The organism is Elstera sp. (assembly GCF_044372965.1).
Taxonomy (GTDB): Bacteria; Pseudomonadota; Alphaproteobacteria; order Elsterales; family Elsteraceae; genus Elstera.
This window is the reverse complement of sequence record NZ_JBILQX010000014.1, coordinates 26,389-42,299: the sequence shown is the minus strand read 5'-3', so window position 1 is coordinate 42,299 and position 15,911 is coordinate 26,389. Positions and strand designations below refer to the sequence as shown.

13 protein-coding genes and 1 pseudogene are annotated in these 15,911 nt (G+C 60.5%); 10 read left to right on the top strand and 4 right to left on the bottom strand.

Annotated elements, in window-relative coordinates:
- The 3 genes and pseudogenes from ACIQ36_RS03800 to ACIQ36_RS03790 all read right to left on the bottom strand — a co-directional run.
- A pseudogene (locus tag ACIQ36_RS03800) lies at positions 1–371 on the bottom strand (ABC transporter substrate-binding protein); the annotation flags it as partial.
- A 1-nt stretch (position 372) separates the two neighbouring features.
- A complete protein-coding gene (locus tag ACIQ36_RS03795; protein ID WP_395826078.1) occupies positions 373–2,451 on the bottom strand; it encodes an MFS transporter in 2,079 nt (692 codons plus the stop codon).
- Positions 2,448–3,275 (bottom strand): hypothetical protein, encoded by an 828-nt coding sequence (locus ACIQ36_RS03790; RefSeq protein ID WP_395826077.1) that lies wholly within the window; start codon positions 3,273–3,275, stop codon positions 2,448–2,450. The genes ACIQ36_RS03795 and ACIQ36_RS03790 overlap by 4 nt, the downstream gene beginning before the upstream one ends.
- A gap of 234 nt (positions 3,276–3,509) precedes the next feature.
- Between ACIQ36_RS03790 and ACIQ36_RS03785 the strand changes: the two genes are divergently transcribed.
- Genes ACIQ36_RS03785 through ACIQ36_RS03775 form a run of 3 tightly spaced genes read left to right on the top strand, consistent with a single transcriptional unit; the run spans position 3,510 to position 8,347 of the window.
- Positions 3,510–4,265, top strand: coding sequence for a hypothetical protein (locus tag ACIQ36_RS03785; protein ID WP_395826075.1), 756 nt, complete (start codon positions 3,510–3,512; stop codon positions 4,263–4,265).
- An 8-nt stretch (positions 4,266–4,273) separates the two neighbouring features.
- Complete coding sequence (locus ACIQ36_RS03780; RefSeq protein WP_395826073.1) at positions 4,274–6,157, top strand: hypothetical protein; 1,884 nt, start codon at positions 4,274–4,276, stop codon at positions 6,155–6,157.
- Positions 6,158–6,163: 6 nt separating this feature from the next.
- Entirely contained in the window at positions 6,164–8,347 is a 2,184-nt protein-coding gene (locus tag ACIQ36_RS03775) for an adenylate/guanylate cyclase domain-containing protein (RefSeq protein ID WP_395826071.1), read from the top strand.
- A 2-nt stretch (positions 8,348–8,349) separates the two neighbouring features.
- Here the strand turns inward: ACIQ36_RS03775 and ACIQ36_RS03770 are convergent, their stop codons facing one another.
- On the bottom strand, positions 8,350–9,462 hold the full coding sequence (locus ACIQ36_RS03770; protein ID WP_395826069.1) for a methyl-accepting chemotaxis protein: 1,113 nt from the start codon (positions 9,460–9,462) through the stop codon (positions 8,350–8,352).
- 198 nt (positions 9,463–9,660) lie between these two features.
- Here ACIQ36_RS03770 and ACIQ36_RS03765 point away from each other — a divergent pair, with 198 nt between their 5' ends.
- The 7 genes from ACIQ36_RS03765 to ACIQ36_RS03735 all read left to right on the top strand — a co-directional run bounded on the left by ACIQ36_RS03765 (position 9,661) and on the right by ACIQ36_RS03735 (position 15,903).
- On the top strand, positions 9,661–10,386 hold the full coding sequence (locus ACIQ36_RS03765; RefSeq protein WP_395826067.1) for a GntR family transcriptional regulator: 726 nt from the start codon (positions 9,661–9,663) through the stop codon (positions 10,384–10,386).
- Positions 10,383–10,913 carry a hypothetical protein gene (locus ACIQ36_RS03760; protein ID WP_395826065.1) on the top strand — a complete coding sequence of 177 codons (531 nt, stop codon included), beginning with the start codon at positions 10,383–10,385 and terminating at the stop codon, positions 10,911–10,913. Before ACIQ36_RS03765 ends, ACIQ36_RS03760 begins: the two co-directional genes overlap by 4 nt.
- 120 nt (positions 10,914–11,033) lie before the next feature.
- The gene (locus tag ACIQ36_RS03755) at positions 11,034–12,650 is read left to right on the top strand and encodes an amidohydrolase family protein (RefSeq protein WP_395826063.1); all 1,617 of its coding nucleotides are present in this window, start codon (positions 11,034–11,036) and stop codon (positions 12,648–12,650) included.
- Between the two features lie 133 nt (positions 12,651–12,783).
- On the top strand, positions 12,784–13,083 hold the full coding sequence (locus tag ACIQ36_RS03750; RefSeq protein ID WP_395826061.1) for a hypothetical protein: 300 nt from the start codon (positions 12,784–12,786) through the stop codon (positions 13,081–13,083).
- A 337-nt stretch (positions 13,084–13,420) separates the two neighbouring features.
- Positions 13,421–13,672, top strand: coding sequence for a DUF2188 domain-containing protein (locus ACIQ36_RS03745; RefSeq protein WP_395826059.1), 252 nt, complete (start codon positions 13,421–13,423; stop codon positions 13,670–13,672).
- Positions 13,673–13,856: 184 nt separating this feature from the next.
- Positions 13,857–15,116, top strand: coding sequence for a PLP-dependent aminotransferase family protein (locus tag ACIQ36_RS03740; protein ID WP_395826056.1), 1,260 nt, complete (start codon positions 13,857–13,859; stop codon positions 15,114–15,116).
- 157 nt (positions 15,117–15,273) lie between these two features.
- Complete coding sequence (locus ACIQ36_RS03735; RefSeq protein WP_395826053.1) at positions 15,274–15,903, top strand: LysE family translocator; 630 nt, start codon at positions 15,274–15,276, stop codon at positions 15,901–15,903.
- Positions 15,904–15,911: the final 8 nt, after the last annotated feature.

Genomic DNA, 15,911 nt, shown 5'->3' with positions numbered 1-15,911 from the left:
ACAACCGGAATATCGGTAATAAACTTGCTAGGGTCCGCCGCGTCATGAGCCCCCAAAATGGCCTGCGTGATCGGCGTGAAGATGGTGAAGATCAAATCGGGGCGCGTTTTCCGTAAGGCTTCGATGTGCCCCGGCATATCGGCCATATTAGTGACGACGCGCATGTCGTATTCGACCTTGATGCGCGCATTGGCAAAGAAATCCCGGAAGCCCGCCACATCGCCGATATTCTCGCGCGGTGTGACAATGGCGATGCGGAACGTCTTGCCGCCCGCCGCCTGCCCAAAGGCGGGCGCGGCCAAACCAGTCGAAAGACCGGCCGAGGCAACACCGGCCCCGGCAAGAAAGCGACGACGGGAAAAACTCACCATGTTAAGCGCGTCCTTCTTGTGCAGGGGCCGCGGGTTCCCGGAAGGCCACAAACAAGATGATACAAATGAAGGTACAAGCCGAGAGAATATAGCCGATCCCCGTAATCGCCCCGGCATAACCGTAGCGCGCCAGCAGCAGACCCGCGACGAAAGGCGCGATCACATTGCCGATACGCTCCATCAAGCGGAACATCGAGAGCACGGTTGTCTCACTCAATTTTTGCGTCTTCTGACCGTGCGACAGCGTCGTTACCAGGGCAAGCTGCGGCGTCATCACGAGGCCGTGGGCGATGCCAAGCACGGTGAGCCCGATTACCATCGACCAGATCGACGTATTGAGTACCGCGACGACCCCGGCAATTGCCGCAAGAATACCGCCCGCAACAACGAAGATCTTTCGATTGCCCAAGCGGTCGGAAAGATTACTCGCAACTGGCGACACGAAGATCATGGCGAGCCAATAGAGCAGCAGCACGCGGCCAATCATCGACTGACTAATGCCTTGCTCGTTGAGATACAGCGGCACGAGGAAGAAGACGAGGGCGGTCAGCGCCAGCTTGGTCGGGATCGCCGAGAACAGGACCACGCCCATGAAACGAGGGTTGGCGATGAATAAACCCAAGCTCGCGAGGCTAAACCGCTCAGATTGCGAATGGATCGGACGCTCTTGGATAGCCCGATAGACCATCACCGCCGCAACCAAGGCCAGCACCGCCGACAGGATGAAGGTGGAGCGGAAGCCGATCTGATCGGCCAAAATGCCACCAATCGCAGGCCCGCAAACCCCCGCTGTCAGAATGCCGCCCGCATAGCCCGCCATACCCTGCGCCCGGGTTTCGCGCGTCGTATTATCGATGACGAAGCCTTGCGCCGAAATGAAGACCATGGCGTAGCCGATGGCGGTAATCGACCGCGCGACCAGCAAGTGAATAAGCGTGATCGAAAGCCCCGACGCCAGAAGGCCGATGGCAGCACAGGCAGCGCCAATCAAGAATATCTTGCGCCGCCCGAATTTCTCGGAATACGCCCCGGCAAACGGCTGCGCCACCGCCCACAAAAGCATAAAGAGCGCAATCGGCGCGCCAATCACGACTTCCATGGCAAGGCCCGGAACCGGATCGAAGAGTTCTTTGATATAGACTGACAGAAAAGTGCGCGTCAGCTCTTCCGCCAAGCTGAAAACGAATACGGCGATCCGAATGAGCGCCGTACCCTGCTGACCGCTCGTGGTGATCGAGGCGGGCTTGGGCGGGAAGGCATATTCGAATTTTTCGAGCGTCGTCGAGACCCGCGCCCGCGCCTCATCGCTCCACCCCGTTACAGCTTGGGCCAAGGCCTCATATCGTTTGCGGAGTCCCGCAACGGCATCATCTAAACGCGCCGAAATGCGCCCCAACTCATCCCGCGCTTTAGGGGCAATGGGACGCCCGAAATAGCCCGAGGCCAAACGCGCCGCCAACTCGTGAATATCGCGAATGGGGCGCAGAATGGAGGCGTTGACGAAATAGAGTAGGATTTCAAAGGTGAACAGCGCCGAGACGAGCAGAATGATCGCAAGATCGTAATAAACTTCCTGCAATTGGCTGCTGACGTAATCCGCCCGCGCGCCCACATGAAGCACGCCGACAATTCCGGCCTTCGTTTCGATGGGGAGGGATTTGGTCAGAAAGACCGTTCCAAGCCGCCCCGGCGTCATCGCCTTGGCCTGAACCGTTTCCCGCGCAAGCCCCGTCAACCCCGCCTCGAACTGCGTTGGCAGCGTGCCGCGCAAATGCAGGCGTTTGCCGTTGAGATCGGTGACGGTGATGAAGCCGATATCCATATTGTCGCTCAGGATATCGTCGAAGAGCTCATCGGTGCCGGCAAGCTTTTCAACTGGAATACCCCATTCGACCGCCTGGTCCAACTGGGCCAAAACATAAGTAGCGACCTTCTCGGCCTTCTTTTCCAATTCCGGCAAAATTTGCGGCTCGAAAAGGCTACGCGAGAAAATAGAAAATCCTGCCAACATCGCCAGCAGCAGTAAGACCGCAAGCGTTAGGAGCCGGAAACTGATCGATTTTGCCAGATCGGTGTTCATGCTTTTTCTGCTGCCTGCTTCAACTCTTGATCGGCCTGCTGGATCGTTTCGACGAGGGCAATAATGTCATCACCCAGGGCACCCGTTGGTTTTGATAAGTTTTGCGCATTGCCCTGGGCCAAAGCTGCGGAGACATAAGTTTCTCCAGACCGGAACCCCGCGATGATGTTGCGGAAAACCAACCACACCCCCGCCACCGTCAACAGACTACAGGCGATAATCGCAACCACGGCCGCCGCTGCAAGTCCGGGGCGCACCGCCGTCGTGCGCTGCGTTACTGCCGTTTTAGCGTAACGCAGCATCACGGCCCCAGCGACTTGCCCGAAAGTATTGCGCAAGCTTGCGCCCAGCACGGGATTGCCTTGATAGCTTTCCTGCCAAATTCCGCCTTCAGAGCGCGACATGGTTCGAACCCAATCCTCCGGCAGCGGCGTTTCAATGCGCGTGCTATCGGTGGAAAAAAGGATTGTTCCTGATGTGTCAGCGATTTCAATGGCAAGGATCTGATCGTCACTGCGCTCTTCGCGCTCGATCAGCGCCTGAAGATCCCGCAACTCCGCCAGCGACAGCCCCAAATTCATCGCATTCTCAACATCACCTTGGAGGCCGTTGACGGTTACGACAAACCGAGACGCAATAACGTTTGTAACTGCTTTTTCAAATTTGAAATAGTTCAGCAAGGCTGTCAGAATCAGCGCCGCACCGAACACGAGCTGCAACATTAAAACGATCTTTAACGACAGCCTTCCGCGCATGATATGCCCCAAACCAGTGTACCACGACTTTAAATAGCGAATTCTTGCAGCCTCCGAAGAGGCAGGCAATCACCATATCGCGACCTTTATGAATTGAACATTAAAATCGCCCATAAACTTGGCATTTCAGCATTTTTATGGCAAGACAGAAGCGCACGTGAATCGGGCAGAGACTCTAGTGTCGAGCGACCTACACCTGTGGGTTAATTGATTCTTTATAGACAATCTCTGTTTGGTTAACGATATAGACTGGCGACATCAGGGCAATTCATTCTCCGGCTCTGGTCGATGAGGTGGTAGATAATGACCTTCCGACTGCGGATCTTTTTCGCCCTTTTGCTCTTTCTGAGTTTGATCTTTATTCTCGTTCTGCAGCTCAATCGCAGCTTGGTGGATAAAACATACGATAGGCTGGCGGAAACGCGCTTTCTGTTTGTATCCCAAAGCTTGAAGACAGCGCTGGAATTGAATATTGGCCTGGGCTTTCCTCTCGCGGAACTGCGGGTGAGCCAGGAGTTGATTGAACGCGAGAAGGCTGACGATGATCAGATTCTTGCGATCGAAGTGTTGGATGAAACGGGCCGTAGCCTGTTTAGTACCGACCGCGGGACGGTGGGAGAAGAAGCCCCCGGCAACTGGTCGCAGGCCATTCAGATGATGGGCGGGCAGCGCTGGACGGTTGTCGAACGCGATGCCATCGTTATTGGTGTGCCGATCGTTAACGACTTCGAGCGCACCGTTGGCTATGTCGCACTCCAATATGCCAAGACGTATTTCGACCAGCGCCTTGACGAGTTTTCGGAAAGTTTGACGGTCTGGGGGATCGGCATTTTTGCGGCCCTCGCCCTCGTTCTTCTCGTCAGCACGATGGGGTTCACGGCAGCCTCCGCCGCGCGCCCGCGCGCACTTCTGGCGATTTTCAACGGCGAACCTGTTCCCGACGTCAAAGACGACCCGCTGATCGATCTTGCTGCCGCCGCGCAAGAAAAGATTAATAGTGCCGCCGCCTATCTCGATTCCCGCGCCAAAGATCTTCAGCGATTGGATGACGAACTGTGAGCCGCCCCATGGACAAACAGCCCTTTTCGCTGCGTCTCACCCTGCTCTGCGGTCTTTTGCTGTTGATTGCAACGGGTGCCCTGCTCTGGGCCGCTAATCGCACCGTCACGCCGCTCTTAGTTGCAGAAATGCAAAAGAACAGTGCCGCAGTGGGCCGTTCCCTGATCAAACAGTTGAGCGGTGCCGTCGCCTCGGGCATTCCCCTGCAAAAGCTTGCCGGGGTGAACGATATGCTGGGCGAAGTACTGGACGATAATCCGACCCTCAACGGGATGGAAGTGATCGATCCGGCTGGTCGGTTACTGTTTTCGGCGGGTGCCCGCCTGCCGGCCGACGACCAAGGCGGCTTTTCGGCCCTCACGCGCCCGGTCATTAGTACGCTACCAATCCTAGTGAACGGCACTTCTGTCGGGACTTTGCGCGTCGGCAGCGATTTGAGCTTCACTGCCGATCGGCTGTGGCTTTATATCGCTGCGACCTTAGGGCTGATTATCGCCAGCCTCGTCGTCATTTTCGAAGTTGTTCGCCTTATTTTGGCGCGGGCGATTGATGCGCCGTCGAGCCAATTGGGCGGCGCGCTGCATCATGTGCTCGAGGGCGATTTCAGCGCCGCCCTCGCCGCGAATGCGCCCGGAATCATGGGGCGCGCCATTCGCCGCTTGAATGCCAATCTGCGCACAGTTGCCGATCGATTCGAGCGGTTCGCGGCCTCCGCCAATGCCATTCGTGGGCTTGATCTTGATGCCGCCTCGGCAGATCGGCTGTCGCGCATGCTGGAGGACGCCAAAACCCGCTTCCCTACACTGGCGACCGATGGCCGCCGCTTAACGCCGCAAATCGTAACCCGCCCGGATGGTCGTTGGGTCATGCTGATGCTGACGATTGTCAGTGAATCGGTGCGCCCCCTGGTCCCCGTCGTCGGCAGCGACCGCGTGTTGGGGGGGTTGGAGCCCTTGCTTCTAGCCGCCGTTCCCTTGGGGTTGGCACTGGTCGGGGTTGGGTTCGGCACCGTCATGGCCCCCTTGGTCCGCCCCCAGCGGATGAACCTGGTCTTTCTGATCAGCGTTCTTTTGTTCGCGCTGAGCTTGGTTGCAACCGCAGCCACCCACAGCGCGGTGGTTTTCTGGGCTAGCCGCCTTGTCGGCGGAATCGCGATTGGCATTGCCTGGCGCATGCTCACTGTGCGCTACCGCAGCGATATTCAGCACGATACGAATATCATTCTGGTCGCCGGGCTTGGCTTTCAGGCCGTGGGCCCGGTGATCGGCGCGGTGTTGGGCGAAGGTTTGGGCGTCGATACCGCCCTATGGTTAATTGCTGCCGCCTCGATTTTTTGCGCCTTCTACGGTTGGAATAGCCTTCGCGCCGCAACGCCAACGCCCGATACCCCCGCGCCCGATGAAATCAGCACCCTTCCCAGCCTGTGGGGACCGGCGACCCTCTCGATAATTGCCGGGGCGCTTCTGTTCCAGGCGCTGCCCGTGTTGAGCCTATCCAGCGGAACCCTTCTCGCCAGCATCCCCCATTTCGCCGCCTTTGGGATCGGCTTATTGATCTCCGCCTTTGTCTTACCAAGCTCCGAACGGCGCTTGGGGATCGGGCTTCTGCTGGCAACGCTGGCGCTGGCGGGCTTCGTCTTTTTCCCCGATGTTCTGCTCTGCGCCGTTGCCTTATTGGTTTTCGGCCTTGGTTGGGGCATGGCCCGGCCGCAGCGCCCCGTCGCGGGGTTGCTGCTGGTGGATATGGCGGGCGGATTGATCGGCGTTAGTCTTGGGGCTTTGGTGGCCTCGTCCAATATGCCGCTTGCGCTGTTGCTCTTAGGTCTTCCGGCGCTCCTCGTCGGGGCTGGCCAAATTCTTCGCCCTCAGCCCACGGCTCGACAGGAGCGCTAATCGCCCATGCTACTCCGCACCCGGGTTGTCCTGATTGTTGCCACCGCCTTTGCGCTGTTGACCGGCGGTCTCGTTGCGGCCAGTTGGCAGCGTGAACGGCTGGTAGAAGACCGCCGGGCAGAAGAGACCTTTCAAACCCAGTCGCTGCTCTGGTCGAAGATCATTGAGCGGTACGAGCAAGACCTCCGCTCGGCGCTGCGCGACCTTGCCACTCAATCATTAGCCGACGCCTTGGAAAACGAGAATCGCGCCGACGTTCAGCAAATGGTCGCCGTCGATATCGCCCGACTCCAGGCGACAAAGCGAATCGATCAGTTGGACGTGCTCGACAAGGCGGGCGATGTTCTCTTGACGACCGCAAGCGGCTTTCCACCGCCGACGTTGCTGGATGTAGGCGCAATCAATCAGGCCCTGAACGACGCGCAACCGCTGGCGCTCGTTCAGCAAGACAGTAGCCGCCGGTTCCGCATCACCGTCGCGCAGCCGGTCACGGCAAGCCTAGGTCAGGTGAGCGGGATTCTCGCCGCTGCCGTCGATAGCGACCGGGCGCTTGCCGAACTCAGTGAAGGCTTAGGGGGCGATGCGTATATTCTATCCCTCCGCAATCGCATTGCCCATGGCACCAATCAAGCCCTCGCCCAGCAGTTGGCCTTCGATCTGCCCATCCGGCAGCGCTATATCGAACATCGCACCGTTGTCGGGCGGAACTATCAGATCGCCTCCGTTCCATTACAAGATACTGTAGGGCGCGTTGTCGGCGCTTTGGTCACGGTCAAGGACGTGACCAGCACCGTTGCCCGCGTCGATCGGGTTGGCTTAGTCAGCGGGCTTCTGGTGGCCGTGGGCGTAATCCTGATCGTCGCTTTCCTGGTTTGGTATCTGCGCCGCTCGTTCGGGCCGCTCGACGATGCGATTGCCGGGCTCAATGCCCTGTCGCGCGGCGACACGTCCGTGCAGATTTTTGCGCCAAAGAACGATGAAATTGGCCGGATCGCGGCTGCCGTCGAGGTTTTCCGGGATCATGCGCGCACGCTCGACCGTTACCGCGACGAGCGCGAACGCCAACGCCGCCGCCAAGAGCGCATGATCCGCCGCCAAATGCTGGCGCTGGCCGATACGCTGGACGAGGAGGCCCGCCGCGAGGTTTTGGGCGATCTCGAAGCCATCGTGCGCGAACGGCGCGATTCGGCGGCGGCGCACGATCCCAACCGGGGCGACGAAGACCAATTGGCCCTACTCTCGTCGGTGCTCAAGCAACTCTGTAACCGCATGTTGGCGGATATTGCCGAGCGCCGCAAAGCCGAGAAAATCCGTGAGACTTTCGGTAAATACATCGATCCGCGCGTGGTCGAAAGCTTGCTGGTCGACCCGAATATTGGCGGCGAGCAGCAGGTGATGACCGTCTCCTTCGCCGATATGCAGGGCTTTACCAGCCTGTCCGAGCGGCTTAATCCAAGCGAGCTTGTGACGGTGCTGAACGATTACCTCACGCTCATGTCGCGGCCCATCAAGGACCAGCACGGCATCGTCGACAAATACATGGGTGATGCGGTTATGGCCTTCTGGGGCCCTCCCTTCACCATGGATATGTCGCAAGCCTCCGAAGCCTGCTTGGCAGCGCTGGAGCAGCGGGAAGAGGTGCGGGCCTGGGTCAGCCAGCTTGTGCGCAGTGGCCGCTTCTCCCACGAAATCGAGAGCATCGATATTCGCTGCGGCATCGCCACCGGCGAGCTGATCGTCGGCTCGATCGGCTCGGAACAGTCGCGCACTTACACCGTGTTGGGCGATACCGCCAATCTTGCCGCCCGCCTTGAAACCGCCAATAAGGCGCTCGGCACCCGTCTGCTGATTTCTGGCGCGACGCGCGAGCTTGCCGGGGCGCGAATCGAAACCCGCGAGATGGAAGAAATCGTGGTTATGGGCAAGTCGGAAGCGGTGAAGGTCTATGAGCTCCTCGCCGAATCCGGCAAACTCGACGAGCATACCGCCCGCCTGCGCGATCATTTCGAAATGGGCCTACGCCGCTATTACCGGCGCGACTGGCAAGGCGCTATGGCCGCTTTCGATGAATGCCTAACCTTACGGCCCAACGATCAATCCAGTCAGCGCTTGCTGATGCGCTGCACCGCGCTTCGCCAAGCCCCGCCGCCCGAAAGTTGGACGGGCGCCTGGACCTTGCTGGAGAAATAGGCTTACGAGGCTTCTTCGGCCCCGCTCGTTCCGCGCACCGCCTCGTCCACTGCAAGGCGGAGGCGCTGGGAGCGGTCGGCCACATCGTCGGCGGCGTTCAGCAGATCCAGCACATTGGCCCCACCGCGAATCGCCGCCGAGCCGACTTCGCTGATACCGTCGCGCACCTTCCGCGCCCCCGACGCCATCCGGTCGACCAAGGCCGTTACCTGCCCCGCCGCCCCGTGATGATCGTGCAGAATGTAAGACACTTCCTTGGTATTGCTTTGCAGGTCTTGAATCTGCGTCAGAATTTCAGCAATGACACCGCTCATTTCGCTGGTGACGGTCTGAATAATGCCAATTTGCGCGCCGATATCCTCGGTAGCTTGGGCGGTGCGGGTCGCCAGCGATTTTACTTCGCCGGCCACAACGGCAAAGCCCTTCCCCGCCGCCCCGGCCCGCGCCGCCTCAATCGTCGCGTTCAGCGCCAACAGATTTGTCTGCCCGGCGATTTCGGTGATCAGGGTCGAAACCTCGCTGATCGCCGCCGCCGCTTGGGTTAGCCCCTCCATGGTGCGTTGCGCCGTTTGCCCCGCGCCTTGCGCGGCTTCCGCCGCGCCGACAGCCTGGTCAATGTGGCTCGTGATCTGCTGAACCGATTTCACCAAGCCCCCTGCCGCCGTCGCCGCCCGGTCGCCGTGGCTCGCGGTTTCATCGGCGGCATCGGAGACGAGCAGCGCCTGTTGATTGGCCGAATTGGTGACTTCCGCCAGCCCCTCGCCGGTCGCCCGCAGGCGCTGGGCCGCTAGGGTCAGATCGTCGAGCAGCCACGCGCTATTTTGCTTCAGCCGTTGCGTGACCGCTGCCGCCAAGGCAAGCCCAGCCTGGCTTTTTATTTCGATCGGCTTTGCCGCCCCCGTCTCGGTTCGAGCCAGGCGATTGCCGTTCGCCGTATCTTGACGCCGGGTAAGCACAACCAGCCCGGCAAGGGCGAGCCCCGCCGCCGCCGCCGCCGCCAGCAGCACGATCAGCCGCTGCATCGGGTCGCCCAGGAAGCTCGTCGCAACCCCGGCGGGCAGCAGAATTGCAACGATCAGCAGCAAGCCGGTTTGGAGAAAAAAGGGGGTTAGCATGGCAGTCGGCCTTCACACCAAGAATGGCCTCCAAGATGACCGATCCGCCTGCAGCAGAGAAGATCAAATACAATCGAAGCCGGGTTTTCCCGCAAGGCGCTGCGAAAGATACCCCGGCCCGTATCGCGTGATGCCGCGTAGCGCTTGACAGGCCCGCAAATTCGGGGCATCTGTGACATGTCAGTTAATGGGGTTGCCATGTCAACTATCGTCACCCTTCCCACGCTGGGTCAGGATGAGAACGGCGAAAGCTTGGGCGACCGCGCCTATCAGGCGATCCGCCGCGCAATTATCACCTGTGCCCTGCCGCCCGGATCGGAAGTGTCAGAAACGCAGCTTGCAACGCGCTTCGGCTTCGGCAAAGCCCCCGTGCGCGCGGCCCTCTCGCGCCTCGCCCAAGACCGGCTGGTGCGCGCGCAAGCCCGGCGCGGCTGGAAGATCGCCCCTGTGACCTTACGCGACGTGCGCGATATTTTCGACTTGCGCCAACTGCTGGAATCCGAAGCCGCGCGCCTGGCTGCGGGCCAAGTGGCCGCCGACGAGCTAACCCGGCTCGATGCCGCCTGTCAGGCGCGCTATGTGCCGGGCGACCCCAATAGCGCCGACAGCTTCCTTGCCTCCAATCGCGAGTTCCATTTGCTCATCGCCCGCCGTTCCGGCAATGCCCGGCTCGCGTCGATGCTGGAGCAACTGATGATGGAATCGGAACGGCTGCTGCATATCGGCCTTGCCCTGCGCGACCGAACCGATGAAATCAGCCACGAACACCATTGCCTGATCGACGCGCTCGTCGCCGGCGACAGTGTGGAAGCCGCACGCATCGCTGCCGAACAGGTGGCCGATTCCTTCCGCATGGTTCGCGACGCCATTCTGTCGTCCGATCCCATTGACACTCTGTCCATCCGCCTGGAGACCCGGTCATGAGCCTTACCGCCCTCATTCAGTCCGTGACCGTCGAACTGGACCGTAGCGACGCCGAAAGCCTGCCCGTCGAACGGCGCATCGCGGCTCTGCTGCCGCCGCTGTTGGCGCAGCCGGATCTGCTCGCGGGGGTCGATGTCCGGTTCGATCCCAAGAACTATTCGGTCACACTGCTGCATGTAGCGCCCGAGGGGCGCTTCTCGGTCTGCGCGATTGCCTGGATGCCGGGGCAATGGTCGCGCATTCACGACCACCGCGCTTGGTGCGCTTTGGGCGTCATTGAGGGCTCAGGGGCGGAAGAATTTTACCGCCTGCGCACGCGCGTAACCCAGAATGGTGCGGCCGATCCTATCGCCGAAGCCACGGGGGGCCGGGCTTTGAGCCAGGGGATGACGAGTTTTGCCGCCCCCGGACCCCACGGCGTCCACCGGATCGGAAACCCCGGCCCGCAGCCTATGCTCTCGCTGCACCTCTATGGTTGTAACCTTGCCGAATGCGGCACCTCGGTCGATCATTGCTTCGACGCTTGAGAGATTAGATCACCGATACACCTTGAGACGATTGAAAGAGCGGGACAACTCGCCGACATATAAGGCAGAGTATGTTCTGTCTTTCGGTTTTTGGCCTGTCTCAAGGATGCGTGTGTGTCGATGACCCGTTCCGCCCTCACTCTGCCGGTCCGCCCGGACGCGCACCGCCCTTCCTTAGATCTGGATCTGGGCGAGGAGGGCACCGCATCGCTGATTCTGGCCCCCGATTACATTCTCCCCAGCAGCGACCCCGAAGGGCTGTTGCCCGATTTTGCCGTGCTTGTGCAGGAGGGCAGAATCGCCGCGATCGATCTCGTCACCAGCTTGATCGATGCGCATCCCGATGTTGCAGTTGAACGGCTGCATGATTGCATTATTCTGCCAGGGCTCATCAATGCCCACCAGCAGGGGCGCGCCCTGACCGCAGCGCCGCTGACGCCCGGTGATGATTTGCTCGATAACGCGCTGATGGTCCGGCTCGCCCGCACCTCGCTCGATCCCTATCCGCTGGCGCTGGTTGCCGCCACCGATATGCTCTCCCACGGCGTCACCACCGCCTTGCACGCAGGCGCGAGCCAGGGGACGGGGGATTATGAGGGCGAGTTGCGCGCCGCCATTCGCGGGTATCTGGAAGCGGGGCTGCGCACGGTCATTTGCGTGTCGGCGCTGGACCAGGGCCAGATCGTTTCGCCCAGCGAGGACCTGCCGGTTTTCCTCGACCGGCTATCGCCCGAACTGAGTGCCCTGCTGACCGAACCGTCGCTGCCCACCTATGCCGGGTCCGCCGAGGATACGATTGCGCTGATGGGGCGGCTCCAGGCGGAGTTTGGGGCGGAACCCACCCTGTCGTTCCGCTACGCCCTGCCCGGCCCGCAATATGTTTCCGATGCCTTCTTGAGCAAAATCGCCGCCGATGCTAAAGCGCGCGGCATCGGCCTTCATATGATTCTCTATGAAAGCCAAGTGGATTGGGCCGTTTGTCAGTGCATGTACCCCGACGGAGTGCTGACGCGGCTGGATCGGCTGGGGCTGCTGAGCCCCGATTTGACGCTGGTTCAAGGGGTCTGGCTTTCCGCCTCCGAAATTGAGCTTTTGGCGGCGCGCGGGGTTTGCACGGTTTCGACCCCCGGCTCCAATCTGCGCTTGCGCCATGGTATCGCCCGGTTGGGGCCGCTGTTGCGCGCGGGCATTCCGGTTGCCCTCGGCACGAATAACCGGGCGCTGGCCGATGACGAGGATATGCTGAGCGAGTTGCGCCTTGCCGCCGGTCTCGCCCGCGTAACCGACATTAGCCAAGGCGGCCCTTGGGATGATCGCCCGACCACGGCGGAGCAATTCGGTATGTTGACGGAGAACGGCGCGCGGGCGATTGGCCTCGCCGGGATCGCCGGGCGCTTGGTGGTTGGCGGCCACGCCGATCTCATGGCGCTGTCGCTCCAGGGCATCGAAGGCCCGTCGCTCGATCTCGACGCCAGCCTAATCGACAATATCCTCAACCGCGCCTCGGCCCGCGATGTCTGCCTGACCATGGTGGCCGGTGAAGTGCGCTACCGCGAGGGTGCCTTGCAGGGGATTGATCGGGAGCGCGTGTCGGGGTTGCTGCGCGAGGCCCTCACTTATAGCCGCGCTGCCGCCGATCCCGCCTGGCCGGAACTTTGGTCAGAACTGCGTGCCCATCTCCGCTATCATTATGGCGCAAAGATTAAGCTGGCGAGGCAACGCCTAAATTCGGCATAAATTAACTGTTTCTCGGTAAGTGGTATCACACCCCTTCGGATTAGCGCGTTTTCAGGTATTGTATGGGCCGGCGGCGCACCCCTTCGGGGGTCGATGACGCCGAGGCACCGAGCAGGGTAGCAATAGGGCCGGAATGGAAACAGTTCGCACCATCGACGGAGAGATCGAAGACATTCGGGATCGAATCTCCTCGACGGGAGACTCGGTCTGCGAGCTCCATCTCAATACCTCGGGCGGTAAAGAAAAATGCTTTGCCTATGCCGATAAGGCGACCATCGTGCAGAACCTGTTGAAAAAAATGCAGGAACTGGCCACGCGCAATGGTGCCGCCCATATCAAAGACCTTCACGTGCGCGTGGAAGTGACCGGCATTGTGAAGAATCAATCGTCTTCCAAAGACTTGATCGTCACCGCCGTTAAAATCCAGCAATAGGCCGGGCGGCGGTGGGCAAAGCCCCTCGCCACGCCGCATCTTGCACAGCAGCATCACGCCCGGTTTTACCGGGCGTTGGCTTTTTCGCGAACCTGTCGCCAAAGCGTCAAGAAGGTTAATAGTTTTTCTTAAACTTCCCCGAATACGGGGGCCTTAGCGCCAAATTTATCACCAGAAAAACTTTACCGCATCGCAATAGCGCACCCCGGCTTGCGGGGTTTCTGTTCCCCACGCAGGGGTGATGTGCAGGAATAGACCTATTTTCGTCACACTCCGCCGTTATATATGCGCCCATCACTCACCCTTTCTTGTTCATGATCTTCAGGAGCGCCGGACAATGTCCCGGACATCCAATAATCCGATTTTCTGGGTCGCCCCCCATTTCGACGAATGGCAGGTGCAGACCGATGGGGCCGACCGGCCCGAAGCCCTCTTTGATGCCCGCGAAGATGCCGTGGAGTGGGCGTGCCGCGTGGCCCAACGCCAGAGCCCCGGCATCGTTCGTGTCGTCGATTACCATGGGAATATCACAAGCCAGTTCTTCTTTGCGGACATGGCGGGCGACCTGGATCGGCGGCCCGCGGCCTAAATCCAACGTTTCCGCCGCAGGGAAAACTTGTCCCGGCGGCGGGGCAGACAATTTGGGACTGGAAAGCTGGGCGCGGCTTCGATAAGGCTCAAGGGTAAAATTTTATTTGAAGCAAAGGCTAGACGCAGACGGTTTCGTCTGCTCGGAATTTGCTCTAAAGCCCTGCCTGGGAGGGGTCTCGCCCGTGAGTATCGACTGGAACACTGCATTTGCGCCGCGCGCGCTTAAACTGACCGCGTCGGAAATCCGCGAGCTGCTGAAGCTGATCAATCAGCCCGATATTATTTCGTTTGCGGGCGGCATTCCCGATCCGGCGCTGTTCCCTCACGCTATTCTGGCCGAAACCTTCCACGAGATTCTCTCGAACCCGGCAACGCGCGACGCGGCGCTGCAATATTCGGTGTCGGAGGGCTATCAGCCCCTGCGCGAATGGCTGGCGCAAACCTATCTGCCAAAAATCGGCATCGCCACCCACGCCGATAATATCCTGATCACGAATGGCTCCCAGCAGGGCTTGGAGTTCCTCGCCAAGCTGTTCATCGGCACCGGCGATAGGATTATCGTTACCAACCCCAGCTACCTCGGCGCGCTCCAGGCTTTCAGCCTGTACGAGCCAACCTTCGTGGCGGTTCCGGTGCAGGACGACGGGGTCGATTTGGCGGCGCTCGAAGCCGAAATGGCCAAAGGGGCGAAGTTCTTCTACCTGACGCCCGACTTCGGCAACCCCTGCGGCGCGACCGTTTCGCTCGCGCAACGGCGGGCAATGCTGGAACTCGCCTACCGCTACGGCATCGCCATCATTGAAGATTCGGCCTATGACCAGCTTCGCTACGATGGCGAGCCGGTGCCGCCGCTGCTGGCGCTCGATAGCGACCGCCTGAACCAGCCCCGCCCGCTGACCGAAGCCACGGCGCAGGGCCAGGTGATCTATACCGGCACCTTCTCCAAAAGCATCGTTCCGGCCTTGCGGATCGGCTGGATCGTCGCCCCGCAGCCGGTGCTGCAAAAGCTGGTGCTGATGAAGCAGGCGTCCGACCTGCATACGCCGACGCTGAACCAGATGGCCATGTTCAAAGTGGCCCAAACCATCATCTTCGATCACGCCGCCAGCATCCGCACGGTCTACCGCGCGCGGCGCGATGCCATGCTGACCGCCCTGAACGAGTTCATGCCCGACGGCGTGAGCTGGACCGAGCCGGAAGGCGGTATGTTCGTGTGGATGACGCTGCCCCAGGGGCTGGATGCCGCCGAACTCTTGGCGCAATCGATCGCCGAAATCCGCGTCGCCTTCGTGCCTGGTGCCGCCTTCTATCCGGACCGGTCGGGCAAGAACACCATTCGCCTCAGCTTCTCGGTGCCGCCGCCCGAGCGCGTGCGCGAAGGCATTCAGCGCCTGGGCGGGCTGATTACCCAAGCCGTCGCCGCGCTAAAGGTGAACGCTTAAATTTCATTCTGTTTTCGGAATGAAGTAGAATTTTGATGGAGCCTTGTTAAAGCGGGCCGCCGCCCGCACCTGCTTGGGGAGCAAGCTCCCTGGGCGGGTTTGGGCGGCAGCCCAATAATGTTTCTTCGAGGACAACGCCCCTACAAAGGATGCTCCCATGACCGTCGAAACCCTGGCGCTGTTTTCGCTCGCCTGCCTGATGCTGGCGATCACGCCGGGGCCGGACATGATTTATGTGCTGAGCCGCTCGATTGCCCAGGGGCCGCTCGCGGGGTTGGTTTCGGTCGCGGGCTTTGCCCTGGGAATCACGTTCCACGCGCTGGCAGCGGCGTTCGGCCTTGCGAAGCTCTTCGAAACCTCGCCGCTGGCCTATGACCTGCTGCAGTACGCAGGGGCCGCCTATTTGGCATGGATGGCGTTTCAAACCTTCCGCAGCCCAGAACTCCCCTTCCTCGCCAATGGCAAAGCCCCTAAAGCCGCGCTGTGGCTGGTGTTTCGGCAAGCCTGCATCGGCAATCTGCTAAACCCCAAGGTTATCTTGTTCTTCATCGCCCTGTTTCCGCAGTTTCTGCATCAGGACGAGGGCTCGTTGCTTGGGCAAACGCTGATTTTAGTGCTGATCCTCAACATCATCGGCAGCGCGGTAAACGGCAGTATCGCCCTGTTGGGCGGGCGGTTCGGGGCGTTCATGAGCGCCCGTCCGCGCTTTCAGAAGGTACAGAAATATCTGCTCGCCACTGTTTTCGCCGGGCTCGCCCTGCGCTTGGCGGTTGGCCGGTCGAACTGACCTGCCAA

Bases quoted from the DNA above. Each gene is read 5' to 3' on its own strand.
- ACIQ36_RS03795 (WP_395826078.1), bottom strand. From the start codon at position 2,451: ATGAACACCGATCTGGCAAAATCGATCAGTTTCCGGCTCCTAACGCTT.
- ACIQ36_RS03785 (WP_395826075.1), top strand. From the start codon at position 3,510: ATGACCTTCCGACTGCGGATCTTTTTCGCCCTTTTGCTCTTTCTGAGT.
- ACIQ36_RS03780 (WP_395826073.1), top strand. From the start codon at position 4,274: ATGGACAAACAGCCCTTTTCGCTGCGTCTCACCCTGCTCTGCGGTCTT.
- ACIQ36_RS03775 (WP_395826071.1), top strand. From the start codon at position 6,164: ATGCTACTCCGCACCCGGGTTGTCCTGATTGTTGCCACCGCCTTTGCG.
- ACIQ36_RS03770 (WP_395826069.1), bottom strand. From the start codon at position 9,462: ATGCTAACCCCCTTTTTTCTCCAAACCGGCTTGCTGCTGATCGTTGCA.
- ACIQ36_RS03765 (WP_395826067.1), top strand. From the start codon at position 9,661: ATGTCAACTATCGTCACCCTTCCCACGCTGGGTCAGGATGAGAACGGC.
- ACIQ36_RS03760 (WP_395826065.1), top strand. From the start codon at position 10,383: ATGAGCCTTACCGCCCTCATTCAGTCCGTGACCGTCGAACTGGACCGT.
- ACIQ36_RS03755 (WP_395826063.1), top strand. From the start codon at position 11,034: ATGACCCGTTCCGCCCTCACTCTGCCGGTCCGCCCGGACGCGCACCGC.
- ACIQ36_RS03750 (WP_395826061.1), top strand. From the start codon at position 12,784: ATGGAAACAGTTCGCACCATCGACGGAGAGATCGAAGACATTCGGGAT.
- ACIQ36_RS03745 (WP_395826059.1), top strand. From the start codon at position 13,421: ATGTCCCGGACATCCAATAATCCGATTTTCTGGGTCGCCCCCCATTTC.
- ACIQ36_RS03735 (WP_395826053.1), top strand. From the start codon at position 15,274: ATGACCGTCGAAACCCTGGCGCTGTTTTCGCTCGCCTGCCTGATGCTG.